Genomic DNA, 22,706 nt, shown 5'->3' with positions numbered 1-22,706 from the left:
TTGCGGCACATCTACCGCTGCCCGCTGCGCTGGGCGGACATGGACGCGTACGGCCACGTCAACAACGTGGTGTTCCTCCGCTACCTGGAGGAGGCCCGTATCGACTTCCTGTTCCGCCCGGAGAAGGACTTCAAGCAGGGGTCCGTGGTGGCTCGCCATGAGATCGACTACAAGCGGCAGCTCGTCCACCGGCACCACCCGGTCGACATCGAGCTGTGGGTCACGGAGATCAGGGCCGCGTCCTTCACCCTCACCTACGAGGTGAAGGACGACGACGTCGTCTACGTCCGGGCCTCGACGGTGATAGTGCCGTTCGACTTCGAGGCCCAGCGCCCGCGCCGGATCACCGCGGAGGAACGCGAGTTCCTCCAGGAGTACACGGACGACGACGAGGGGGAGGCCGTCGCCGCATGACGGTGCTCCACCTCGCCGACGAGGGGGAGGCGGCGGATCTCGCGGCCTTCCTCTCCCGGCTGCTCCACTACGACCGTGGAGCCGCGGTGCGCCTCCAGGCCGCGGGCACCGCGCTCGCCGTCTTCGGGCGGCCGCCGTCCTTCGAAGTGCTGGCCATCCGCGCCGTACGGCTGGCGAAGCCGTACGAGAACGGGCTCGACGTCACGCTGGACGTGACCGTGTCCGCCGGTGAGCTGCTGGAATCGGTGGACGAGGCGGGCGCCACGGCCGTCGTGCCGGGTGCCGTCACCGGGCCGCCGTGGGCGGGCGTGCTGCCGCCGCGCGGCGGCTGGCGGCCCGAGCCGGGGCTGCCCGCGCCGGACGCCCTGCGCTCCCTGGTGGCCGCCGCGGTCGCCGAGTTCCGCGCCCGCACGCAGGAGTTGCCCGAGGAGCGGCGCACCCGGGCCGAGCTGGACCGGATCGGGCGGGACATCTGGTCCCGCACGGTCGGCGACACCCGGCTGCCCGTCCGGGCCGTGCACGCCGCGCAGTCGCTCGGCTTCCTGCGGCCCGGAGCGCCACCGGCCCTGTTCTCGTCGGGCGCCTGGCTCCGGCTGCGCACACCGTACGGGTCGGTCGCCGTACGGCGGGCCGGGCTCGGGGCGCTGGACGTCAGCGTCCGCTGACCGGCGCCACGCCCCCGTGCGTCAGCCCGGGGTGTTCACCATCGACGCCGCCGCGTACGTCAGGTAGTTCCACAGCGTGTGCTCGTGCTCCTCGGACAGCCCGAGCTCCTCGACGGCGACCCGCATGTGCTTCAGCCAGGCGTCGTGCGCCGCGCGGTCGACCGTGAAGGGCGCGTGCCGCATCCGCAGGCGGGGATGGCCGCGGTTGTCGCTGTACGTCGTGGGGCCGCCCCAGTACTGGATGAGGAAGAGCGTCAGCCGCTCCTCGGCCGGGCCCAGGTCCTCCTCGGGATACATGGGCCGCAGCAGCGGATCCTCCGCGACTCCCTCGTAGAAACGGTGGACGAGCCGACGGAAGGTCTCCTCCCCGCCGACCTGCTCGTAGAAGGTCTGCTCCTGAAGCGTGCCGCGCCGAATCTCTTTCACGCCCTCCATGCTCTCAGACACGGGGACATAGGACTCAAGGCCTAGGACCGGCCCCCGTGCCCTTAGTGTGGGGGTATGGGCGGGCATGCTCCCGACAGGGAAGCCGACACGGAAGCCGGCAGGGAACTGGACGGTCTCGCCGCCTCCGCGCGGGCGGCGCTGGTGCGCCGGATCGACGCGAGTGGTGCCTGGGCCGCCGACCCGGTGTGGCGGGAGGCGTTCGCCGCGGTCCCGCGCCACCTCTTCGTGCCGTACTACTACGTCGGCGTCGCCGGCGGCTACGAACGCCGCTGGGGCGAGAGCCCCGAGCGGGAGGCGCGGGAGCGGTGGGTGCGCGGCGCCTACGAGGACACCCCGCTGGCGACCCGGCTGCGCGACGGCGAGCTGCTGTCCTCCAGCAGCCAGCCGTCGCTGATGGCGGACATGCTGGCCGCGCTGGATGTGCGGGACGGGCACTCCGTGCTGGAGATCGGCGCCGGGACCGGGTACAACGCCGCCCTGCTGGCCCACCGGCTGGGCGACGACCGGGTCACCACCGTCGACCTCGACCCGGAGATCACCGAGTCGGCCCGCCGGCACCTGGCCGCGGCCGGGTACCACCCGGTCGTCGTCACCGGCGACGGCGCCCGGGGCGTGCCCGAGCGCGCCCCGTTCGACCGGATCATCGCCACCTGCGCCCTCGGCACCGTGCCGCGCGCCTGGCTCGCGCAGAGCCGCCCCGGTGGCCGGATCCTCATCCCGCTCGCCACCGGCCTGGTCGTCCTGACGGTGAGCGACGCCGAGCACGCCGAGGGGCGCTTCCTGCACACGCCCGCCTACTTCGTGCCGCTGCGGGGCGCGAGCCGGCCCGGGGGCGAGCCGGTCCAGCTGGGCGGGGTGCCGCGCCGGGCCAGGGAGGACGACCTGTTCCGCTTCCTGCTGGCCCTGACCCGCGGCAGCCTCGACCCGCAGGAGGCCCTCGCGCTGTGGGAGCAGGAGGGCAGGCCGCAGCGCGAGCGCTACGGCATCACGGTCAGCGGCGAGCGGGAGTGGGCCTGGCTGGACGACCCGGAGGGGCCGTACGCCTGGCCCCTCCCGTCCTGACGAGGCTCCTGACCGGGCTGACCGGACCGGGACGACCGGGCTGACCGGGCTGACCGGACCGGGCCGACCGGGCTCGCTCAGCCGCGGCGGATCGTGATCGTCGTCCAGGCGCCCACGTGCACCCGGTCGCCGTCCTGCAGCGGCACGGGCACGAACGGCTGGATCGGCTCCTCCGAGCCGTTGACCGTCGTGCCGTTCGTCGAGTTCTGGTCGACGACCGCCCAGCTGCCGTCCGGCTGCTGGACCAGCACCGCGTGCTGGTGCGAGACGCCCGGGTCCTCCGGCGGCACCGACAGGTCGATGTCGGGGGTGTCGCCGGTGGAGTGCCGGCGGCGGCCGATCGTGATCTGGTTGCCGGTGAGCGTGCGCTGCTGCTCGGGCGAGTACGCGGGCAGGTTCAGGCCCGCGGCCTCGGGGCCGGAGCGCTGCATCATCGCCATGAAGTACTCGCGGTCCGGGCCGATGGTCGCGGTCCACGTCGCCGGTCCCTGGGGCGCCTGGGGCTGCTGCGGGAAGCCGCCGGGGCCGGGCGGGGCCTGGGTCGCGCCGGGCTGCGGGTAGCCGTAGCCGCCCTGGCCGGGGCCGCCAGGACCAGGACCGCCCGGGCCGCCGTGGCCGCCCGGGCCGGGGGACGACGGCGGGGGGATCACCCAGTCGTCGTCACCGCCGCCGAAGGACGGGCCGCCCTGCTGCGGAGGCCGCCGGGTCTCCTGCGGGAAACCGGGCGGGGCGGGCGGGCCGGACTGCTGGAAGGCATGCGGACCGCCGCCGGGCCCACCGGGGCCGTTCGGCCCGCCGGGGCCGTTGGGACCGCCGGGGCCGGGCGGGCCCTGGGGCGGGCCGGGCTGCGGGTAGCCGTAGCCGCCCTGGCCGGGGCCGCCGGGACCACCCGGGCCGCCGGGACCACCCGGGCGACCGAAACCGCCGGGGCCACCGGGACCGCCGGGGCCACCAGGACCAGCGGGGCCGGGGCCACCAGGACCAGCGGAACCACCCGGGCCGGGGCCGCCGGGCCGGGCCGAGGGGTCGCCGCCGAAGGGCGGGATCGGCTCGGCCGGGCGGTTCATCTGCGAGGGGCGCGAACTCTGGTAGTCGTATCCGTCACCGCCGCCGTACGACGGGCCTCCGGGGCCGGGCTGGCCCGGCGGCTGGAAACGCCCGCCCGGCCCGGGCGGGGGCGGGGCGGCGGGGGTGTACGAGGTCGCCGTGTTCGTCAGGAAGTTCCACCGGCACTCCTCGCAGAACGGGGCGCCGCCCTCACGGGGCGTACGGCACTGCGGGCAGAGCTCCGGCTCGGCGTTCGGCACGGCGGACAGGTGCGGCGGGCGCCCACCCGGGCCGCCGGGAGGGCCACCGGGGCCGCCCGGACCGGCGGGGGGCGGGAAGCCGTAGCCGCCGCCGGGCGGGGGCGGCGGGGGAGGAGGCGGAGGCACGGCACCCGCCATGCGGTGACCGCAGACCTCGCACCAGTCGTCGGAACCCGACTGGTGTCCGTTCGGGCAGGTCGGCATGTCGGCGCGTCCCTCCTTCGTTCCTTCTAGGCCACTGCTCTAGGTCACTTCTTCACGCGAACAGTCTTGGTGGACCGGGTCTCGAGCGTCATCTCGTCGGCCTCCTCGACCTTCGCCTTCAGTCGCACAGTACCGGTCGCGGCATCGACCACGTCCACCACCTTCGCAAGCAGTTTCGCAGTATCGGCGTTCCCCGACGCACTCGCGAGCTGAACGGCCCTGCCCAGTTTGGCCGTTGCTCCATCCATATCTCCCGACTTACGAAGATCCAGACCTTGTTGGATGACTTGTGCCAGTTCGGCCTGGCCGGTGTAGTGGGCGACCTGAGGGTTGATCGACGTCGAGGCGACCATGTCGTCCGTCCACACGGCCCGCACCAGACCCTGCGCCCCGAGGTTCTGGACGCTGCCGTCGGGCTGCGGAATGACCAGCGAGATCCGGGCCGCCAGCATCTCCTGGCCGATGTTCGCGGCCGGGACCTCCACGCAGACGTGGTAGTCACGGGACTCGTCGCCCCAGGAACCCAGGGGGTAGTCGCCGGCCCGGGGGCCCGCCTCGGTGCGCCGGTCGGTCAGTTCCTCGACCGTGGGCGCGACCTGCTTGACGAACTTCACCGTCGTGTCGACCGGGGTCCACAGCCGCAGCGAGACGTCCGCGACCTCCTTGCCCATCGCCGTCTCCATCATCCGCGTGAAGTCGGCGGCGAGCCCGGCCGGATCGGCGACGATGTCGGCCGTGCCGAGCAGGGCGGAGGCGATCCCTGTGACTTCTTTCACTTCCCAGTCGGTGCCCACACCGCGCGCGTCGCACGTGAAGCGCCCGGCGCACGCGTCGAGCGCGGCCTTCAGGTCCTGGGGCGACTCGTGCTCGTTGCGGCCGTCGGTGAGCAGGATGCCGTGCCGGATGGCGACGTCCGCGGAGGACAGCAGGCGGTCGGCCAGTTTCAGCCAGGTGCCGATGGCCGTGCCGCCGCCCGCGCTGAGCGAGCGCAGGGCCCGCTTGGCCTGGTCGCGGGTGGTGGCGTCGGCGACCGCGAGGCGTCCGCCGCCGGGGTAGACCTCCTTCGCCTCGTGCGTCCCGCCGATCACGGCGAAGTGGACGCCGTCGCGCAGGGTGTCGATCGCCGCCGCCGTGGCGTCCCGGGCGTTGCGCATCTTGGTCGGCGGGTAGTCCATCGACCCCGAGCAGTCGACCATGAGCGCCACGGCCGCGGACGGGCCCTGGCCGGGCGAGTAGAGGTGGGGCGCCGCGACCGCGCTGCCGATCGTGCCGCCGCCGGTCGCCGTCACCGTGACGATGGCGTTGACCTCGCCGGCGCCCTCCGGAAGGTACTCGTTCTGGTACACGTCCACCGAGAACTGGGGCACGTTCGACTTCGAGAAATTGGCCATGGCTGCTTCGATCCCCCTCCAAAGCCCCCACCGCGGCGGGGTGCTGACGGTTGGGCGGACCGGTCCCCTCCGGTCCGCCGAGGCGCCCCCGTACGTGGCCTCAGGCCGATCCTGCCCCCTGGGGCACGGCCGGGAACGGCACGAGCGCCACTGTTACGTTGTCGTGGCCCCCGCCGTCCAGGGCGTGGCCGACGAGCACGCGGGCGCTGTGCAGCGGGTGCGCGGCGGCGTCGAGCGGAACGACCCGGGCCATGTCCTCCGCCGCCTCGGCGTAGTTCCACAGGCCGTCCGTGCAGACGACCACCACGCCCGGCCGGTCCGGCTTGAACGCGGCGGTGTGCGGCTCCAGTTCGTAGGCGTCCGCGCCGAGCCAGCCGGTGATCGCGTGGGCACGCTCGTCGGCGTAGGCCTCGGCCTCGTTCATCAGGCCCGCGGCGACCATCTGCGCGGCCCAGGAGTCGTCCTCGGTGAGCCGGGCCGGGGGAGCGCTCCGGTCGACCGGGACCCAGTAGGCGCGGCTGTCGCCGACCCAGCCGACGATCAGCAGGCCCGACGTCACCACGGCGCCGACGATCGTGCACGCCGGGGCGTTCTGGTGCGGGGCGTGCTCGCGGGCCGTGGCGGGCTCCTCGGCGAGCGAGTTGACGGCGCGCGAGGCGGCGACGATCGCGTCGTGCATCGCCTGCTGCGGGTGGGCCCCGCGCGGCAGGGCGGCCAGCAGGGTCTCGCTCGCCGCCCTGGCCGCCGCCGCGGAGGCGTCGTCGGGGCGGGTCGCCGAGGAGACGCCGTCGCAGACGATGGCCACCGAGGCGGGGGAGCCGTCGGGCAGCGCGGTGGTGCCGAGGGCGAACGCGTCCTCGTTGCGGTGGTGGCGCAGGCCGCGGTCGCTGACCGCGGCCACCGGGCCGGACTCCTGCTCCATGTGGTCCCGTTCGCGCGGCTGGGCGTGGCCGCAGTTCTCGCAGTAGCCGTCGTCGTCCACGCGGCCGGCTCGGCAGGCCACGCAGACCTTGCCGCCGGCGCCCGCGGCCCGGGCCGCCGGCTCGGCGGACACCCGTGGGTCCGGTGCCTGGAGGGGGTACTCGTCGGGCTGGGTCCGGTACACCTCGGCCGGCCCCGCGTACCCGTCGGGCTGCGGCGGCCGGTCGAACCGCACACCCGCGGCCGGGGCCGGCGGGGCGGCCGGCGGCGGGGGCGTGCCCGGCGGCAGGGAGGAGCCGCCCGGGGTGCCCGGGCCGTCCGGCCCGGGGGCGGGCCAGGGCGCGCCGGCGGGGGGCGCCGCCGGGGGCTCGGGATACGCACCGGCCGGAGCGCCCTGGACGGGCACCGAGCCGTTCATGGTGATGGTCGGGTTGTCCTGAGGCCGTGCCGGCACGGCGGACAGGTCGTATCCGCACGCGCCGCAGAAACGGTCACCCGACTCGAGGGGTTCCTCGCAACTCGGGCAGGCGGACAACTGGGGCATCTGCGACATCAACTACACCCACGTCCGGGGGCGGTAACGATTGGCACGTTCCACCAGGTCGATCCTCTCCTCGCCGCCCCGCGCCAGCCGGGCCAGCGTGCGGTACGAACGCTCCAGGCCGAAGCGCAGGCCCCGTTCGTCCAGGCCGCTGCCGAGCAGCGTCCGTCCTCCGGCGGCGGGAGGGGCGGAACCCTGGCCCCCGGAGAGTACCCAGTCCAGCGCGCAGCCGAGGACTTCGGCCGACAACTGCTCCCGGCGCGCCGGATCCAGACCGTACGCCTCCAGCGCCTCGACCTGCGCCGCGGCGGCCGTCAGGTCCTCCAGGAACGGCACGTCGGACGCCGTCGCCGTGCGCTGCCGCAGCCGCGCGCGGACGGCCGCCACCCGGGCGGCCGTGTAGTGGATGGAGGACTCCGGGACCGACTCCAGCGTCCGTACGGCACCGCGCCGGTCCCCGGTCGCCAACTGCACGCGGGCCAGCCCGAAGGCGGCGCTCACATAGCTCGGGTCCGTCGACCACACCAGCCGGTAGTACTCGGCGGCGTTGTCGAGCTGGCCCAGCACCTCCGCGCACAGACCCAGCGCCAGCTTGGGCGCGATCTCACCCGGGAACGCGTCGTAGATCGCGTCGAAGGCGAGGGCGGCGCCCTCGTCGTCGCCGGTCACCAGCGCGGCCACGCCCCGGTACCAGACCACCCGCCAGTCGTCGGGCCGCTCGCCCTCCAGCCTGGCCAGGGCCTCCAGCGCGGCGGCCGGATCACCCGTCTCCAGCCAGGCCCGGAGCTGCCGCAGCCGCGTCTCGATCGACGGGCTCGGAGCCGCCGCGAGAGCACCGAGCAGCTCGGCCGGCGCGGAGGTCATCAGGCCCGCCAGGAAACCGGCGTTGGGGTCGGTCGGGTCGACCCGGGGCACGGGCAGGGCCAGGGCGGCGGCACCGGTGTCGACCGGTTTGACGAGGCCCTGGGCGGTGCCGGGGCGCTGCGGCTGAGCCGGGACGGCGGGCAGCGCGGGGGCGCCGCGCCGGGTGCGGACCGCCCGCGCGCCCAGCCGCGACACCTCACCGTCGAGCTTCGGGAACAGCTCGGTGTCCGTGACCCGCAGCTCCGGGCCGAACAGCGTGGACAGGGCCGGCCGGGCACGGCCCGTCTGCAGGGAGACGACCTCCCGCAGGACGCCCGTGAGCTGCTCGGTCATCTCCTGCGCGGAGGCGAACCGGCGGGCCGGGTCGGGGTCCGTGGCGCGGACCAGGAGGCGGTAGAACGACTCGTACTGCCGGAAGACCTCGATGTGGTCCGGGTCGGGCAGGGAGTCCGCGTAGACGTTCGTGTAGCCCTGGAAGTCGAAGGTCAGGACGGCGAGGGTGCGGGCGACGGTGTACAGGTCGCTCGCCACCGACGGGCCGGCCTCGGCCACCTCCGGCGCCTGGTAGCCGACCGTGCCGTAGATGGCCGACTCCTCGTCGTCCATCCTGCGCACCGCGCCCATGTCGATCAGCTTCAGCTGGTCCTCGGTCTGGATCGCGTTGTCGACCTTGAAGTCGCAGTACAGCAGGTTCCGGCTGTGCAGGTGGCCGAGTGCCTCCAGCGCCTCGATGCCGTACGCGCAGGCCTGCTCCACCGGCAGCGGGTCGCGCCGGCCCTCCGGGGTGCGGCGGGCGTTGGCGATCTCCTTGAGGGACTTGCCGCCGACGTACTCCATGACGATGTAGCCGTCGAGCGAGCCCGTGCGCTGGTCCAGGTGCTCCACGAAGTTGTAGATCCGCACGATGTTGGCGTGCTCGATCTCCGCCAGGAAGCGCCGCTCGGAGATCGCCGCGGCCATCGCGTCCTGGTCGCCCGTGTCCAGCAGGCCCTTGAGGACCACCCAGCGGTCCGAGACCGCCCGGTCGACGGCGAGGTAGATCCAGCCGAGACCGCCGTGCGCGAGGCAGCCGACCACCTCGTACTGGCCGTGCACCACGTCCCCGGCCTTCAGCTTCGGCACGAACGAGTACGGGTGCCCGCACTTGGTGCAGAAACCCTCCGTACGGCCCGGCCGGTCGCCGCGCGCCCGGCCCACCGGGGCGCCGCAGTCCGAGCGCGAGCAGAACCGCTTCCGCTCGGGCACCTCGGGGTGGTCCAGGACCATCGCGCGCGGGTCGGGCCGCGGGATCGGCGGGACCTGGACCAGCCCGGCACCCAGCCGTCCCCGGGACGAGGAACCGGCGGCGGAACCGGAGCTGCGCACCGACACCGAGCGGCCCGTCGACTTGCCCGACAGGGAGCGCGAGAGGCGTCCCGACACCGAGCGGCGCGACTTCGACGACTGCGACGACGTACGGGAACTGCGGCTGCCGGAGCGGGAGCTGCCGCTGCCCCCCGAGCCGCCCTTGCCGCCGGCGGTGATGCCGGTGGGGGGTGACCCGACCATGCCTCCCCCGGAGGGGGGACCCCCAGGCGCGACGACCGGGGCGAGGCCGCAGGTGTCGCAGTACAGTTCGCCGCCGCCCACGTCCTCGTAGCTGCCGCCGCAGGTGGGGCGTTGACATGTGCGTGCCTCACTCATGGACTCCCCCTCCGGTCGTCCTCCACGACGCCCTGGTCCGGCACCCGCGGGCCGCCGAGCACTTCCGCGACCGCCTGCTGGTAGCGCAGCACCGCCTGCTCGGCCGCGCGCAGATCGCAGGGGGCGCTCCACAGCATGCGGCGCGCCTTCTCGTAGCGCTCCACCAGCAGCGTGTCCTCCGCGAAGCCGTGCCGGGCGACCTTCGCCTTGTACGCGTCGAGCCGGCCGCGCAGCTCGGCGCGGACCGCCAGCGGCGCGGTGACCGCGGTCAACGACTCGCGGGCGCGCAGCAGTTCGTCCTCCGCCTTCTGCTCCAGCGACTCCAGCAGCGGGGACAGCCGGTGCCACTGCGCCTGCCGGCGGTACTCCGCGGCCGCCGCCAGCTGCTCCTGCAGCGCGGTCGGCGGACCGCTGACGACCGGCACCTCCGTCGCGGCGATCTTCGCGAGGACCTCGCCGCGGGCGGTGCGCGCCTCGGCGAGCGTGCGGTCCGCGCGGCTGAGGATGTCGCGCAGCTTGACGATCCGCTTCTCGGCGTCCTGACGCACCGTCAGCACCGCGTCGATCTCCCGGCGCACGTCCTCCAGGCCGCGCGCCTCACGGTCGTACACCGTCGTGTCCGGCCGGCCGCCGCCCGGCGCCGAACTGCCCTCGGCCGGGACCCAGTACGCCAGCGGGTCCGACACGACCTCCGCGCGCAGCTTCGTCAGCGTGCGCGTGATGCGTTCCAGGTCGTCGCCCGCCGGGTGCTCGCCGGGGCGGACGCCGACCGAGTGCGCGAGCCGGCGGGTGCGCTGGAGTTCGGCCGCCAGCAGGTCGATCCGGGCCGGCAGCGCCGACCAGACCGCGTCGGCGGCGACCACCATGTCCAGGCTCGTCGCGTACAGCTCGTTCATCCGGTCGACGAGCGTGGCGAGCGAGTAGCGTTCGCTGAGCTTGTTCGCGGTGCCGTTCAGGGTCGGGGCGTTGGCCGTCGCGGTGGCGCTGCCCGCGACCGTGACGGACTCGCCGCTCAGCAGTTCCGTCAGCTCCACCAGGTCCTCGCGGCTGGACCAGCGGCGGCGGGCCCGGATCTCGCGGGCCGTGCGCAGCGCGTCCGTGTACGCGTCGAAGTACGTCCACAGCAGCGTGATCGACGCCTCCGTCGACGTCCAGCGCTCCCGGGTGACGCCGGTGAGCTCGGCGCCCTCCAGGAGCCTGCGGCCCGCGTGGTCCTGCAGGGCGAGGAGCGAGGTCTCTATCGCCTCGTGCTCCGCGCCGAGCCGCGCCAGCGCACGGTCCACCTCGTCCCGGTCCATCACCGGCCCGGTGGATCCCGTGACGCCCATCGATCACCTCTCGCTGCGGTAGTGCCGGTCGGGGGGTCGGTCCAGTGGTCAGGTCGTGCGGAGGTACTGCGGTGCCGGGGGTTCCGACTTCTTCGCATCCTTGCCCAGTGTTGCCGACAGCCATTTGTCGTACGACGCCTGCCAGCCGTTCGCCGCGTCCCTGCGGTAGTCCACCAGGATCTGGTTGACCCGGCGTACCAGATCGTCGGCGTCCTTCTTCATCGCCACGCCGTAGTACTCGGCAGTGAAGGCGTCACCCTTGAGCTGGACCGTCGGATCCTGTGCCGCCTGGCTCGCGGCGAGCGCGCCGTCGGTCACCACCGCGTCGACCTCGCCGAGCTGGAGCCGCACCAGGCAGTCGAGTTGGTTCGGGACGGTCGTGGAGATGTCGGTGGTGGAGGGGAGTTCGCCGTCCTTCTGGTCCTCCTCCAGCGTCGAGTACGCCGTGGAGCCCGCCGCCGTGCAGATCCTGCGGTGCGCGAGCGTGTCGTCGTAGCCCTTGACGGGTGAGAACTTGGGGGCCAGGACCTGCTGGCCCGTCTTGAAGTAGGGCGCGGAGAAGGCGACGTCCTTGATGCGCTCGCAGTTGATCGTCATCGTGCGGACGACCATGTCCACCCGGCCGTCCTTGATCGCCGGGATGCGCTGGTCGGTCGGGATCGCCTTGAACTGGACGGCGTCCGGGTCGCCGAGGATGTCCTCGGCGATGCGGTGGACCAGGTCGATGTCGAAGCCCTCGAGCTCCGCGGTCCTGCCGCTGTTGGGGTTGCGGTAGCCCCAGCGGTAGCTGTTCTGGTCGACGCCGACGATCAGCTTGCGCTTCTCGCCCTTGCGGTTCTTGATCGCCTTGATGGTGTCGCCGTCCGCGGCGGACGGGGTGAGGGTCTGCTTCTCCGGGGAGCGGCAGTCCTCCTCCGCCTGGGTCCGGGTGGCCTGGCCGGTGTGGGTGGCCGGGGCGGCGGAGCGGCCGTCCGCGGTGACGGCGGTTCGGGGGAGGCACAGGGCGATCAACGCCACCAGGGCGCAGACGACTGCCATCGCGGTCACTCCGCCCCAGCCCCTGAGTGTGCTGCGCATCGTCGTGCCTCCTCTCGTCCTCGGCCCGTTCATCGGTACTCCGACAGCCTGCGGCCGATGCCCAGGACCGCGCCCGCGGCGCCCAGGACCGCGAGGACGGCCGCGCCTGCCGCGAGGCCCGTCAGGGCGTCCCTGCCGTCATCGGCCGCGCGCTTGAACTCGGCTTCCTCGTGCACGAGGGCCGTGTGCAGGTTCTTGTCGACGCTGTCGAAGCACTCGCCGGTCGCGCCCTTGGGGCCGATGACCATGTCCAGTGCCTGCTGGTAGTTGCCGTGCTCGTCCTGTTCGCGGGCCGCGGAGTGGCGCTTCTGCCACTCCTTCATGTTGCCGACGGCGGCGGTGACCGGCTGTTCGCCGGAGGTGTCGTCGGCGAGCTTCCCGGCTGCCGCCAGGTGCCGGGCGAGGGCCTTGATGTCCGTGCCGAAGTCGTAGTCGTAGGCGTCGTACGTGTCGGCGCCGACCTTCTTCGTCTCGGCGCCGCGGGCCACCAGCGTCAGGTTCTCGTTGCCCCGGGCCTTGAGGGAGGCGATGCGGGCGTCGTGCAGGACGTTCAGGGAGCGGACGCCGTGGTCGTAGGAGTCGTTCAGGCCCGCGCGGGCGACGCTGTGGCCGACGACCAGCCACAGCAGGACGACGGTCGCCGTCGCCGTGGCGGCGACCAGGCCGTGGTTCAGGACCCTGTTCGTCCGCTGGTACGTGCGACGCTGGGCCCAGGCGAGGGCGGCGAGGGCGGCGATGCCGAGGGCGATGGCCGCCCAGGGGTAGGGCGTGGCGTCCGCGTAGTCCGCCCGGAGGCGCTGGTTCTCCTTCTTGTACAGGTCCTCCGCCGCCGGGAGCATCTGCTGCTGCATCTTCTCGTTGGCGTAGCGGAGGTAGGCGCCGCCGACGGGGAAGCCCTGGCGGTTGTAGGTGCGGGCGCGTTCGACCAGGCCCTTGTACTCCGGGAGGAGCCGGTTGAGCTCGGCGATCGTCGCGGTGGACGGGGAGTCCGGGTCGGCGTTGGCGGCGGCGTTGACGAGTTTCTCGGCGGCCGTGCGAATGTCTTTCTCGTAGCGGTCGCGGGTGGCGGCCGTCTCCTGGCCGCCGGCGAGGAAGCCGCTGGAGGCGGCGGTGTTGGCGTCCGCGAGGGAGCGGTAGATGTCGGCCGCGTCGGAGCTGAGGGGCTGGCTGCTGGTGAGGACGTCGTCGGCGGCGGCCGCGCGGGTGGTCATCTGCCAGGCGGTGACGGTGCCGAAGGCGATGACGAGGAGGGCCAGGAGGGCGCCGATGATGCGGAGGCGGCCGGGTTCGGTGGTGGCCGCGGCGCGGAGTTGGTCGAGGCCCTCGGCGAAGGCGGTGCGGCGGGGGGTGGGGGGTGGAGTGGTGCCGGTGCCGGTGCCGGTGCCGGTGCCGGTGTTGGGGTTGGTGCTGGTGGGTGGGGCGGCCGGGGGTGCCGGCTGTGCCGGGACGGCCGGGAGGGTGGGCAGGTTGGGGCCCGGTGGTGGTGTGCTGCTCTTCGGCGGGTATGTCACTGTGACCTCCCCCATGGTCATCCGTCGCCGCAAGTATCGCTGCCGGGACTGACATCCGCACCGGCCTTGCCTCGATCTTGATTGGATCGCAGCGTGAAGCAACACCGCTTGTATGTACACGTCGGGGGAGGGGGTTCGGTTCCCGTGGGGGTGTGCGTCGCGTCCCGTGGGGGTGCGCGTCTTCGCCTGATCGCCGTGGGGGGGGTAGGGGCCGCGCCGGGGGGTGTCCGTCCTCGGAACGGCGCGATGGGGTTGCGTACCGACTAACCGTTCGTTGACGCGCCAACCGCTGCGGGCGGACACCCCCCGACACGTCCCCTTCCGTGATCCGGCGTGTGCGGGTGCGTGGGGGCGGGCCGCTCGTGTCGGTAAGGGACGCCGGGTGTCGTCTCACATCTCGAAGTGCCTCCGCAATCGTTCCTGTGCTCCCTTTCCGGACCCCACCCTGTCCAGTCCCAGCAATGCCGCCCCGAGGACCGGGCTCGCCGTCACCACCTGGGGTACCGCCTTGGGTGCCCGGATCGTGAGCAAGTGTTCGATGTGGTCGTTGAGTTGTGGGTGGCGAGCTGCCAGGACACCGCCGCCCAGAAGGACGGGGGTCTCCTCGGTCAGGAGGCCCAGGCGGGTCAGGGCCACCACCGCCATGGAGACGACCTCTTCGGCCTGGCGTTCCACGATCGTGCGGGCGATCGGGTCGCCGTCGGCGGCCGTGGTGAACAGGACCGGAGTCAGTTCGTGGCGTCGGGGCGGTGGGATGTGCCCCAGGTGCAGGGCCTCGAGGAGGGCGTACATGGAGGGCAGGCCGAAGTGGGCGGGGAGGGTGTGGGCGAGGGCGGTGGGGGCGCCGCGGCCGTCCTCCGCGCGGGCGGCGTGCCACAGGGCCTCCTCGGACAGGCCCCAGCCGCCGCCCCAGTCGCCGGAGACCCTGCCGAGTGCGGGGAAGCGGGCGGTGCGGCCGTCGGGGCGCAGGCCCACGCAGTTGATGCCCGCGCCGCAGACGACCGCGACACCCCGGGGTTCGGTGACACCGGCGCGGAGGATCGCGAAGGTGTCGTTGCGGACCGTCACCGTCGTGCCCCAGTGGTGCGACCTCAGGGCCGCCGCCAACTGGTCCTCCTCGGCGGGGAAGTCGGCGTTGGCCAGGCAGGCCGAGACGTGGGTGACCGAGGGCGTTCCGGCGGTGGTGAGGGCCTGGGCGACCGGTTCGGCGAGGGTTCGCATCGCCGTGTCGAGGCCCACGGCCGGTGGGCGGAAGCCGCCCCCGCGTGCCGTGGCCAGGACTTCTCCGTCCGCCGTCACGATCGCGACGTCCGTCTTGCTGTTGCCCGCGTCGATCGCGAGGACACGTGCGGTCAGGCCCACGCGAGGTGCTCCCGGTTGTGTGCGACGAGCCGGTCGGTGAGCGTCTCGGCGTACTCGTACTGGCCGATGAGGGGGTGGGCGAGCAGGGCGCGGAAGACGCGGTCCCGGCCGCCGTGCAGGGCGGCTTCGAGGGCGAGGTGCTCGTAGGCCGTGACGTTGGCCATCAGGCCCGCGTAGAGGGGGTCCACGGGGCGGACGGGGAGGGGGGAGGCGCCCTTCGCGCTCACCGCCGCCTGGACCTCGATCACCGCGTCGTCGGGGAGGAAGGGGAGCGTGCCGTTGTTGTGCGTGTTCACCACCTGGTAGGGCGTGCCCGTGTTGCCCAGCAGGGACGCCGCCAGGTCCACGGCCGCCTCGGAGTAGTAGGCGCCGCCCCGCTCGGCGAGCAGGTCCGGCTTCTCGTCCAGGGCAGGGTTCGCGTACATCTCCAGCAGACGCCGTTCCATGTCGGCGACTTCGGCCGCCCGGGACGGTTTCGTCCTGAGGTCTCGTACGACTTCGTCGTGCGCGTAGTAGTAGCGCAGGTAGTAGGAGGGGATCGTCCCCAGCGTGTCGAGCAGGGGGCGGGGGAGGCGGAGGTCGGTCGCGATCGTGTCGCCGTGGGCGGTCAGCAGCTTCGGCAGGACGTCCTCGCCCTCCGGGCCGCCCAGGCGGACCGCCGTCTCCCAGGTGAGGTGGTTGAGGCCCACGTGGTCCAGGTGGAGGTCGGTGGGCGCGACGTCCAGCAGGCGGGCGAACGTGCGTTGCAGGCCGATCGCCACGTTGCACAGGCCGATCGCCTTGTGGCCCGCCTGGAGCAGGGCGCGGGTCACGATGCCGACCGGGTTGGTGAAGTCGATGATCCAGGCACGGGGGTTGGTGCGGCGGACGCGGTCCGCGATGTCCAGGACGACCGGGACCGTGCGCAGCGCCTTCGCCAGGCCGCCGGCGCCGGTGGTCTCCTGGCCCACGCAGCCGCACTCCAGGGGCCAGGTCTCGTCCTGTTGGCGGGCCGCCTGGCCGCCTACGCGGAGTTGCAGCAGGACCGCGTCCGCGCCGTCCACCGCCTCGTCCAGGTCGGTGGTGGTGGTGATCCGGCCGGGGTGGTCCTGGCGGGCGAGGATGCGGCGGGCGAGGCCGCCCACCAGGGCCAGACGGTCCTCGGCGGGGTCCATGAGGACCAGTTCCCCGACGGGCAGGGTGTCCCTCAAGCGGGCGAAGCCGTCCACGAGTTCGGGGGTGTAGGTCGAACCTCCGCCGACCACGGTGAGTTTCATACGTCTGACCCTTTACTCCGGTGAGCGTGACACCCTCTGCAAACGCCTTCTGGGCGAAGAAGAACACGAGGATCACGGGGGCCATCACCAGGACGGTGGCGGCCATGGTGAGGTTCCAGTCGGTGTGGTGGGCGCCCTCGAAGGACTCCAGGCGCCCGGGTTCTCGGAGGCGTCGGGGATCGTGGTGAGGAACTGGCGCAGCAGGAAGGTGGAGAACATCATCATCGAACCCGCACACCTGGCGGTGGGACAACTACCGAAGGGTCTTCGACCCCCCTGGCTTCCTGACCTGGTGGCGGATCACCCTGTGCTATGCGTTCCTGGGCACGGTGCTCACCGTGGTCTCCTCGATCCCGGTGGCCTACGCCCTGGCCAGGATCCGCTTCCGCGGCCGCGATCCCGCCCTGATGCTGGGCGAGGGCGAAAGCCGCTTTTCTGGATATTCCTGGCATGGCAGAGCTCCCTGAGGCACGGGGGAAGAGGGGGAATGCCGGAAGGGGGGTGGAGTCAGCGGGAGGTGTCGAAGACCTCGTCGCGCGTGGTCGCGAGCGCGCTCTCCAGCGCGCCGCGCAGCACGGGGTGTTCACGGACGTCACCCACGACCAGGCGCGGGCGGGACGCGGCCAGCTCCTCCAGCTCGGCCTGGACGAGGGCGCGCAGCGCCTCGCCGCCCGAGGCGAGGACCGCGCCGCTCAGGACGAGCAGCTCGGGGTCGAGGACCGAGACGAGGGAGGCCAGACCGGTGGCGAGCCGGGTCGCGTAGGTCTCGAGGAGGCGGCGGTGGGCGTCGTCGTCGCTCTGTGCCGCCCGGGCCAGCAGGTGGGCGGCGGCCTCGGCGTACGGGCCCGCGGGGATGTCCTCGATGCCCAGTTCGCGGGCCAGGCGCGGAACGGCCTGAGCACCGGCCAGCTCCTGGTAGCCGCCGCTGTTGGCCTTGGTGACCTGGCGGACCAGGGGCGTGCCCGGCACGGGCAGGAAGCCGACCTCGCCGGCGCCGCCGGTCCAGCCGCGGTGCAGCCGGCCGCCGAGGACCAGGGCGGCGCCCAGGCCCTCCTGGTTCCACAGCAGCACGAAGTCCGCGTGGCCCCGGGCCGCGCCGAGGCGCTGTTCGGCGAGCGCGACGAGGTTGACGTCGTTCTCGTACTCGAAGGGCATCGGCAGGGCGGCGGCGAGCTCGTCCAGGAGGGTGGGGGAGTGCCAGCCGGGCAGGTGGGAGGCGTAGCGCAGGCGGCCCGTGGTGGGGTCGAAGGCGCCGGGGGTGCCGATGACCAGGCGGTGGACGTCGTCCCGGGCGAGGCCCGCCGCCTTCACCGCGCCGTCCAGGGCGTCGGTGACCTGCTGGACGACCGGGGTGCCGGTGCGCCTGCCGGGGGTCGGCAGTTCGAAGCGGCCGACCGTGCGGCCGGTGATGTCGGCGACCGCGGCCAGGATCCGCTCGGGGGTGACGTCGAGTCCGGCGGCGTGACCGGCCGCCGGGTTGACCTCGTACAGCTGGGCGTTCGGGCCGGGCCGGCCTTCGGTGGTGCCGGTGGCCAGGACGAGCCCGGCCGCCTCCAGGCGGGCCAGGAGCTGGGACGCGGTGGGCTTGGACAGGCCGGTGAGCTTGCCGATGCGGGTGCGGGAGAGCCGGCCGTGTTCCAGGAGCAGGTCGAGGGCGGCCCGGTCGTTCATGGCGCGCAGGACGCGCGGGGTGCCCGGCGTGCCGGCGGTTCCTGCCATGCGTGTCCACACCTGCCTTTCGGCTGCTCAGCTTCTCAGTGACCGGGGACGGAAGTCCATCGCACCGAAGTCCCCTCGCGTACTGTTAGGAAAGTTTCCTATCGGTGGAGAGGAAGGTAAGCCCGTTGCCGTGCGGGCGTCAAGGGAGGACGGCCCGTCGTCCTCCGGGCACGCGCAGAGGGCGGCACCCGGGTCTGCCGGGTGCCGCCCTCTTCGGGTCGCTCTTCGCTTCGGGGCCGCTACTTCGTGGTGCTCGTCGGCGCGGGGGGCGCGAGCGGGGACGCCGCCGCCGACTGCGGGGACGCCGTGTTCGCGTACGCCGACGGGGCCGCCATCCCCGCCGTGGGGTCGTCGGGCGTCTCCTCCGCCGGGGCCGTGGCGCCGCCGACGATCCTGATGTCCGCCGCGTCGAAGGCCCGCTTGACGCGCCAGCGCAGCTCGCGCTCCACGGTCAGGGACTTGCCCGGCATCGTCTTGGCCGAGAGCCGCACGACCATCGAGTCCAGCAGGACGCTGTCCAGGCCCAGCACTTCGATCGGGCCCCACAGCAGCTCGTTCCAGGGCTCCTCGGCGCCCATCTTCCCGGCGACCTCGTCGAGCGTGGCCTTGACCTTGTCCAGGTCCTCGGAGGCGGCGACCGTGACGTCGACGTTGGCCGTCGCCCAGCCCTGCGAGAGGTTGCCGATGCGCTTGACCTCGCCGTTGCGGACGTACCAGATCTCGCCGTTGTCGCCGCGCAGCTTGGTCACGCGCAGGCCCACCTCGATCACCTCGCCGGAGGCGACGCCCGCGTCGATCGTGTCGCCGACGCCGTACTGGTCCTCCAGGATCATGAAGACGCCGGAGAGGAAGTCCGTGACCAGGTTGCGGGCGCCGAAACCGATCGCCACGCCCGCGACACCGGCGGACGCCAGCAGCGGGGCCAGGTTGATGTTGAACGCGGAGAGGATCATCAGGGCGGCGGTGCCCATGATGAGGAAGCTGGCCACCGAGCGCAGCACCGAGCCGATCGCCTGCGAGCGCTGACGGCGGCGCTCGACGTTGACCAGCAGGCCGCCCAGCGGACTTCCGTCCGAGCTCTGCGCGGTGCGGCTCATCCGGTCTATGAGCTTGGTGATCGCCCGCCGTACCGCGACCCTCAGCACGGCCGCTATGACCAGGACCAGCAGGACCTGCAATCCGATCGCGAGCCACGTCGACCAGTTCTGCTCGACCCAGCCGGCGGCGTTCGTCGCGCTCTCCTGCGCGTCCTGGAGCGAGGGCACTCTCGGGGTCTGCGTATCCGACGGGGTCGGCGACGGCGACGGTGACGGGCCGGCGGCGAGCAGGACGGCGTCCGCAACGGACAAGGACACGGCAGGTACCTCCAGGTGCAGCGGTCTGCCCCGGTGCGGTGGTCCTGGGGGGTCAAGGTCACGGTTGGGTCACCGAAGGGGCAGAACCACCACACTAACGGGGCATTGTGTGTGCTCCCTCGGAATGTGTGAAGGAGAGACCGTGCTCACCTGGGCTTGAACAGGCCATGGTCCGGGGGATGAATCAGATGTGGTCGAAAACACTCCCAGCCCGTTACGGGGACATGGTGGCGCTTCCACCAGGCATGAGGGGAGACTGGCTACGAATCGTCCCGGCGCGAGCCACGCGCCGCCGGCGTCCAAGGAGGCATCCGTGCCGCATGTCCTGGTCCTCAACGCGTCGTACGAGCCGCTAGGCGTCGTACCGCTCCGCCGCGCGCTCGTCCTCGTCCTCGAGAACAAGGCCGTCTGCCTCGAGGAGTCCGGCGCCTATCTGCACAGCGCGACCGTCACAGTCCCCGCACCCAGCGTGGTCCGGCTCAAGCGATTCGTCCGGGTTCCCTATCGGGGGCCCGTTCCTCTGACCCGCCGGGCGCTGTTCGCCCGCGACGGGGGCCGGTGCATGTACTGCGGTGGCGTCGCAACCAGCGTCGACCACGTCATCCCGCGCAGCCGCGGGGGAAAGCACGTCTGGGACAACGTCGTGGCGTCCTGCCGCCGCTGCAACCACGTGAAGGCCGACCGCCACCTCTTCGAGATCGGCTGGCGGCTGCGCCACAAACCCGCCCCGCCCACCGGCCTGGCCTGGCGCATCATCGGGACCGGCCATAGGGACCCGCGCTGGCTGCCGTACTTGCAGCCGTACGGCGCGGACGACGCCTTGGCCCGGATCGACGGCATTTCCGCCTGACGACGATCCGGGCCTTCGTCTTCCCGCCTGCCCTCCGGCAGTGTCGCGCAGGGCGGCCGACCGGCCCGGGGAACCCCCGTTCCCCCGGGCCGGCCCGTCATGCGGAGCGCGCTCAGGCGTACCGCAGCTCCCCGGGGCGCACCGAGCGGCGCAGCAGGGGCAGCGCGGTGGCGGCGGCCAGCAGGCAGGCGGCGTAGACCACCACGGGGACCAGGAGCGCCACCCATGGTGTGGGCCAATGCCCGCCATCGGCGAGCCTGGCGTATCCGGTGCCGAGTGCCGCGCCCCCGGCGCCCGCGAGCAGCACCGCCGGTGCCAGCGGCAGCGCGGTCTCCAGCAGCAGCGCCCGGCCGAGCACCGCGTGCGGCACCCCGGCGGCGGCCTGTGCGGCCAGGCCGCGGCGGCGGGTGGCCAGGGACTCGGCGGTGCCGACGGCGAGACCGGACAGGGTGATGAGGAGACCGACCGCGATGGCGGTGGCCGTCAGGTCGAGGCCGGTGGTGTAGTAGGACGTGCTCTCGCTCAGCTGCCTGTCCGAGTTCACCACGTTCAGGAGCACCTGCCGGACGCCCGTGAAGACGGCTCCCACGATGGTCACCAGCAGCACCGCCGCATGCGTACGGGCCGCCGCCCACGGGTCGTCGCGCAGCCGTTCCGCCGCGATCAGCGTCGCCGCCGACCGGGCCCGGGGCGCCAGCAGCCGCCCCGTGAGCCCCGCCGTGACCCCGGCGAGCCACACCGCGCCCGCGCCCACCGCGATGATCAAGCCGAACACCAGCAGCGGCGTCCGCCAGTGATCCGTGCCCGGCCGGCCGGGGGAGGTGGAGGTGCTGAGCACGGCGCCGAGCGCCAGGGCCGCCACCAGCAGCATCGCGCCCAGGAACAGCAGCCCCGGGCCCCGTCCGCTGCGCGGCCGCACCCGGCGCACCCAGCCGAGGGGCGAGGCCACCACACGGCGCAGGGCCAGCGCGCCCGTCGCCGCGCCCAGCACCGGCACCCCGACGGAGACCGCCGCGACGCCCGCCCAGGCGAGGACGGTCGGCTCGCCCCACAGGCGCAGCAGGAGCACCACCGAGCAGACGGTGGCGACCGCCGAGCCCAGCAGGCAGGCCAGCCCGGTCTCCAGTGCCGCGATCCGCCGCACCTGCCAGGGCGTCGCCCCGGCCAGCCGCAGCCCGGCCAGCCGCCGGTCGCGGTGCACGGCGCCGATGCGGGTGCACTGGCCGAGGAAGCCCAGCACCGGGATGAGCAGGAGCAGCAGGCTGACGATCACACCGGAGCGTGTACCGGGCTCGTCCAGCAGGCCGTGGCCCACGGGCACCTGGTGACCGCCCCGCAGGGAGGCCAGTACGACGGCCCCGAGCGCGAAGCCGGTCGCGAGCGCCGCGCCGGTCACGGTGAGCGCGATCCGCCACCACTCCCGGCGGTCGGAGCCGCGGATCAGCTCCAGGGCGAGACGGAGGTCGGATCTCATGCGGTCACCTCCAGCCCGGCCACGGTCCCGTCGCTGAGCCGCACCTCGCGGTCCGCGTACGCCGCCACCTGCGCGTCGTGGGTGATCAGCAGGACCGCCGCGCCCGCCTCGCGGGCCGTGTGCACCAGGGCCGTCATGACCTGCTCGCTCGCCAGGGAGTCCAGCGCGCCCGTCGGCTCGTCGGCGAAGACGACCCGCGGGCCGGTGACCAGGGCCCGGGCCAGTGCGGCCCGCTGGGCCTGGCCGCCGCTCATCTCGCCCGGCCGCAGGTCCTGCTGGCCGCGCACCCCGAACCGCTCCAGCCACTCGCCGGCCCGCTCCCGGGCCCCGGCCCGGTCGGTGCCGGCCAGCAGCAGCGGCAGGGCGACGTTGTCCAGGGCCGTCAGCTCGGGGATGAGCTGCCCGAACTGGAACACCACGCCGAACTCGGTGCGGCGCAGCTCGCTCAGCCGCTTCTCGGGCAGGTCCTCCAGGCGCCGGCCGTCGTAGGTCACCGAGCCCTCGTCCGGGCGTACGATCCCGGCCAGGCAGTGCAGCAGCGTCGACTTCCCGCTGCCGCTCGGGCCGGTCACGGCGAGGATCTCGCCGGCGCCCAGCTCGAGCGACGCGCCGCGCAGGGCGGTCGTCCTGCCGTGCGCCTTGGTGAGGCCGCTGGCCGTGAGAACAGGCACAGGTCTGGTCATGCTGCGTCGACCTCCGCGGTCAGGGTGGTGAGCCGGGCCGCTGTGGTGGTCATCCAGCGGAGGTCGGCGTCGAGATGGTTGAGGGCGTAGTCCGCCGAGAGCACGGTCGCCAGGTCGGCGCTCCTGGCGGCCTTGACCGCCGTGAGCTCCCGCATCCGCTCCATGTGGGCTGCGCGCTGGGCGCTCAGGTACGCGGCCGGGTCGCCGCCCGTGAGGATCGCGACGACGACCTTGGCGAAGATCTCGTTCGTCACGAAGGGCGCGGGCGGGGCGATCTCGGCGGCCCAGCGGGACAGTTCGCTCGTCCCCTGGTCCGTCGCGCGGTACCTCGTCCGCTCCGGGCCGCCGTCCGAGTCGGTGCCCTCGATCTCGGCGAGGCCGTCCCGGACGAGGCGTTGGAGGGTCGTGTAGACCTGCCCGTAGGCCAGCGGGCGGGCCTGCGGGAAGCGTTCGTCGTGGCGTCGCTTGAGGTCGTAGCCGTGGCTCGGACCCGTGGCGAGCAGGCCCAGCAGGATGTGGCGGGTGCTCATGCCGAGCATTATGTACTCAGTGTATGTACTGAGTACATAGCGAGCGGCGAGAACGTATGGGG

General features: G+C 73.3%; 19 protein-coding genes and 1 pseudogene. 5 read left to right on the top strand and 15 right to left on the bottom strand.

Translation table 11 applies throughout. The annotated features are described in order from the left end of the window. Together ABZ386_RS34160 and ABZ386_RS34155 are read left to right on the top strand one after the other, a co-directional pair. Positions 1-414, top strand: coding sequence for a thioesterase family protein (locus tag ABZ386_RS34160; protein WP_031120823.1), 414 nt, complete (start codon positions 1-3; stop codon positions 412-414). Beyond that, a complete protein-coding gene (locus ABZ386_RS34155; RefSeq protein ID WP_356499285.1) occupies positions 411-1,079 on the top strand; it encodes a hypothetical protein in 669 nt (222 codons plus the stop codon). The genes ABZ386_RS34160 and ABZ386_RS34155 overlap by 4 nt, the downstream gene beginning before the upstream one ends. A gap of 21 nt (positions 1,080-1,100) precedes the next feature. Here ABZ386_RS34155 and ABZ386_RS34150 read toward each other — a convergent pair whose 3' ends face one another. Next, positions 1,101-1,514 carry a globin gene (locus ABZ386_RS34150; RefSeq protein WP_037765910.1) on the bottom strand — a complete coding sequence of 138 codons (414 nt, stop codon included), beginning with the start codon at positions 1,512-1,514 and terminating at the stop codon, positions 1,101-1,103. Between the two features lie 66 nt (positions 1,515-1,580). Here ABZ386_RS34150 and ABZ386_RS34145 point away from each other — a divergent pair, with 66 nt between their 5' ends. Beyond that, on the top strand, positions 1,581-2,588 hold the full coding sequence (locus ABZ386_RS34145) for a methyltransferase domain-containing protein (protein WP_356617861.1): 1,008 nt from the start codon (positions 1,581-1,583) through the stop codon (positions 2,586-2,588). A gap of 77 nt (positions 2,589-2,665) precedes the next feature. Here the strand turns inward: ABZ386_RS34145 and ABZ386_RS34140 are convergent, their stop codons facing one another. From ABZ386_RS34140 to ABZ386_RS34100, 9 genes are all read right to left on the bottom strand, one after another. Next, a complete protein-coding gene (locus ABZ386_RS34140) occupies positions 2,666-4,099 on the bottom strand; it encodes an FHA domain-containing protein (protein ID WP_358967450.1) in 1,434 nt (477 codons plus the stop codon). Positions 4,100-4,143: 44 nt separating this feature from the next. Beyond that, on the bottom strand, positions 4,144-5,490 hold the full coding sequence (locus ABZ386_RS34135) for a VWA domain-containing protein (RefSeq protein ID WP_351346449.1): 1,347 nt from the start codon (positions 5,488-5,490) through the stop codon (positions 4,144-4,146). 100 nt (positions 5,491-5,590) lie between these two features. Continuing rightward, on the bottom strand, positions 5,591-6,964 hold the full coding sequence (locus ABZ386_RS34130; RefSeq protein ID WP_358967447.1) for a PP2C family serine/threonine-protein phosphatase: 1,374 nt from the start codon (positions 6,962-6,964) through the stop codon (positions 5,591-5,593). 3 nt (positions 6,965-6,967) lie between these two features. Then, the gene (locus tag ABZ386_RS34125) at positions 6,968-9,499 is read right to left on the bottom strand and encodes a tetratricopeptide repeat protein (protein ID WP_356671316.1); all 2,532 of its coding nucleotides are present in this window, start codon (positions 9,497-9,499) and stop codon (positions 6,968-6,970) included. Next, positions 9,496-10,827, bottom strand: a complete 1,332-nt coding sequence (locus ABZ386_RS34120; protein WP_358967444.1) for a hypothetical protein — start codon at positions 10,825-10,827, stop codon at positions 9,496-9,498. The genes ABZ386_RS34125 and ABZ386_RS34120 overlap by 4 nt, the downstream gene beginning before the upstream one ends. Before the next feature lie 48 nt (positions 10,828-10,875). After that, positions 10,876-11,904 carry a glutamate ABC transporter substrate-binding protein gene (locus ABZ386_RS34115; RefSeq protein ID WP_355718671.1) on the bottom strand — a complete coding sequence of 343 codons (1,029 nt, stop codon included), beginning with the start codon at positions 11,902-11,904 and terminating at the stop codon, positions 10,876-10,878. A gap of 29 nt (positions 11,905-11,933) precedes the next feature. Then, positions 11,934-13,415 carry a hypothetical protein gene (locus tag ABZ386_RS34110; RefSeq protein ID WP_356499293.1) on the bottom strand — a complete coding sequence of 494 codons (1,482 nt, stop codon included), beginning with the start codon at positions 13,413-13,415 and terminating at the stop codon, positions 11,934-11,936. Between the two features lie 390 nt (positions 13,416-13,805). After that, entirely contained in the window at positions 13,806-14,777 is a 972-nt protein-coding gene (locus ABZ386_RS34105; RefSeq protein WP_358967440.1) for a BadF/BadG/BcrA/BcrD ATPase family protein, read from the bottom strand. Further along, positions 14,768-16,033: a 6-phospho-beta-glucosidase gene (locus ABZ386_RS34100; RefSeq protein ID WP_351346435.1), complete on the bottom strand. Its 1,266-nt coding sequence runs from the start codon at positions 16,031-16,033 to the stop codon at positions 14,768-14,770. Before ABZ386_RS34100 ends, ABZ386_RS34105 begins: the two co-directional genes overlap by 10 nt. 230 nt (positions 16,034-16,263) lie before the next feature. On the opposite strand from ABZ386_RS34100, the pseudogene ABZ386_RS34095 reads away from it, so the two are divergent. Beyond that, positions 16,264-16,446, top strand: a pseudogene (locus ABZ386_RS34095) (carbohydrate ABC transporter permease); the annotation flags it as partial. Positions 16,447-16,540: 94 nt separating this feature from the next. On the opposite strand, the gene ABZ386_RS34090 reads toward ABZ386_RS34095, so the two are convergent. Both ABZ386_RS34090 and ABZ386_RS34085 read right to left on the bottom strand, forming a co-directional pair. Next, positions 16,541-17,752, bottom strand: coding sequence for an ROK family transcriptional regulator (locus ABZ386_RS34090; protein WP_358967438.1), 1,212 nt, complete (start codon positions 17,750-17,752; stop codon positions 16,541-16,543). Positions 17,753-17,991: 239 nt separating this feature from the next. Continuing rightward, the gene (locus ABZ386_RS34085) at positions 17,992-19,107 is read right to left on the bottom strand and encodes a mechanosensitive ion channel family protein (protein ID WP_351346429.1); all 1,116 of its coding nucleotides are present in this window, start codon (positions 19,105-19,107) and stop codon (positions 17,992-17,994) included. A gap of 313 nt (positions 19,108-19,420) precedes the next feature. On the opposite strand from ABZ386_RS34085, the gene ABZ386_RS34080 reads away from it, so the two are divergent. Beyond that, entirely contained in the window at positions 19,421-19,957 is a 537-nt protein-coding gene (locus ABZ386_RS34080) for an HNH endonuclease (RefSeq protein WP_019760491.1), read from the top strand. A 112-nt stretch (positions 19,958-20,069) separates the two neighbouring features. Here ABZ386_RS34080 and ABZ386_RS34075 read toward each other — a convergent pair whose 3' ends face one another. The 3 genes from ABZ386_RS34075 to ABZ386_RS34065 are packed head-to-tail and all read right to left on the bottom strand — an operon-like array spanning position 20,070 to position 22,644. After that, on the bottom strand, positions 20,070-21,431 hold the full coding sequence (locus ABZ386_RS34075; protein WP_358967435.1) for an FtsX-like permease family protein: 1,362 nt from the start codon (positions 21,429-21,431) through the stop codon (positions 20,070-20,072). Next, positions 21,428-22,114 carry an ABC transporter ATP-binding protein gene (locus ABZ386_RS34070; RefSeq protein ID WP_351346424.1) on the bottom strand — a complete coding sequence of 229 codons (687 nt, stop codon included), beginning with the start codon at positions 22,112-22,114 and terminating at the stop codon, positions 21,428-21,430. The genes ABZ386_RS34075 and ABZ386_RS34070 overlap by 4 nt, the downstream gene beginning before the upstream one ends. Then, the gene (locus ABZ386_RS34065; RefSeq protein ID WP_351346423.1) at positions 22,111-22,644 is read right to left on the bottom strand and encodes a PadR family transcriptional regulator; all 534 of its coding nucleotides are present in this window, start codon (positions 22,642-22,644) and stop codon (positions 22,111-22,113) included. The genes ABZ386_RS34070 and ABZ386_RS34065 overlap by 4 nt, the downstream gene beginning before the upstream one ends. Positions 22,645-22,706 lie beyond the last annotated feature (62 nt).

Origin of the sequence: Streptomyces sp. NPDC006140 (assembly GCF_040628815.1) — a bacterium.
Taxonomy (GTDB): domain Bacteria; phylum Actinomycetota; class Actinomycetes; order Streptomycetales; family Streptomycetaceae; genus Streptomyces.
The sequence above is the reverse complement of the archived record's forward strand: the minus strand, read 5'-3'. Positions and strand labels throughout refer to the sequence as shown.

What these genes read in the sequence shown, in the direction of transcription:
- ABZ386_RS34155 (WP_356499285.1), top strand. Translation starts at nt 411, where the DNA reads ATGACGGTGCTCCACCTCGCCGACGAGGGGGAGGCGGCGGATCTCGCG.
- ABZ386_RS34150 (WP_037765910.1), bottom strand. Translation starts at nt 1,514, where the DNA reads ATGGAGGGCGTGAAAGAGATTCGGCGCGGCACGCTTCAGGAGCAGACC.
- ABZ386_RS34145 (WP_356617861.1), top strand. Translation starts at nt 1,581, where the DNA reads ATGGGCGGGCATGCTCCCGACAGGGAAGCCGACACGGAAGCCGGCAGG.
- ABZ386_RS34140 (WP_358967450.1), bottom strand. Translation starts at nt 4,099, where the DNA reads ATGCCGACCTGCCCGAACGGACACCAGTCGGGTTCCGACGACTGGTGC.
- ABZ386_RS34135 (WP_351346449.1), bottom strand. Translation starts at nt 5,490, where the DNA reads ATGGCCAATTTCTCGAAGTCGAACGTGCCCCAGTTCTCGGTGGACGTG.
- ABZ386_RS34130 (WP_358967447.1), bottom strand. Translation starts at nt 6,964, where the DNA reads ATGTCGCAGATGCCCCAGTTGTCCGCCTGCCCGAGTTGCGAGGAACCC.
- ABZ386_RS34125 (WP_356671316.1), bottom strand. Translation starts at nt 9,499, where the DNA reads ATGAGTGAGGCACGCACATGTCAACGCCCCACCTGCGGCGGCAGCTAC.
- ABZ386_RS34120 (WP_358967444.1), bottom strand. Translation starts at nt 10,827, where the DNA reads ATGGGCGTCACGGGATCCACCGGGCCGGTGATGGACCGGGACGAGGTG.
- ABZ386_RS34115 (WP_355718671.1), bottom strand. Translation starts at nt 11,904, where the DNA reads ATGCGCAGCACACTCAGGGGCTGGGGCGGAGTGACCGCGATGGCAGTC.
- ABZ386_RS34100 (WP_351346435.1), bottom strand. Translation starts at nt 16,033, where the DNA reads ATGAAACTCACCGTGGTCGGCGGAGGTTCGACCTACACCCCCGAACTC.
- ABZ386_RS34090 (WP_358967438.1), bottom strand. Translation starts at nt 17,752, where the DNA reads ATGGCAGGAACCGCCGGCACGCCGGGCACCCCGCGCGTCCTGCGCGCC.
- ABZ386_RS34075 (WP_358967435.1), bottom strand. Translation starts at nt 21,431, where the DNA reads ATGAGATCCGACCTCCGTCTCGCCCTGGAGCTGATCCGCGGCTCCGAC.
- ABZ386_RS34070 (WP_351346424.1), bottom strand. Translation starts at nt 22,114, where the DNA reads ATGACCAGACCTGTGCCTGTTCTCACGGCCAGCGGCCTCACCAAGGCG.
- ABZ386_RS34065 (WP_351346423.1), bottom strand. Translation starts at nt 22,644, where the DNA reads ATGAGCACCCGCCACATCCTGCTGGGCCTGCTCGCCACGGGTCCGAGC.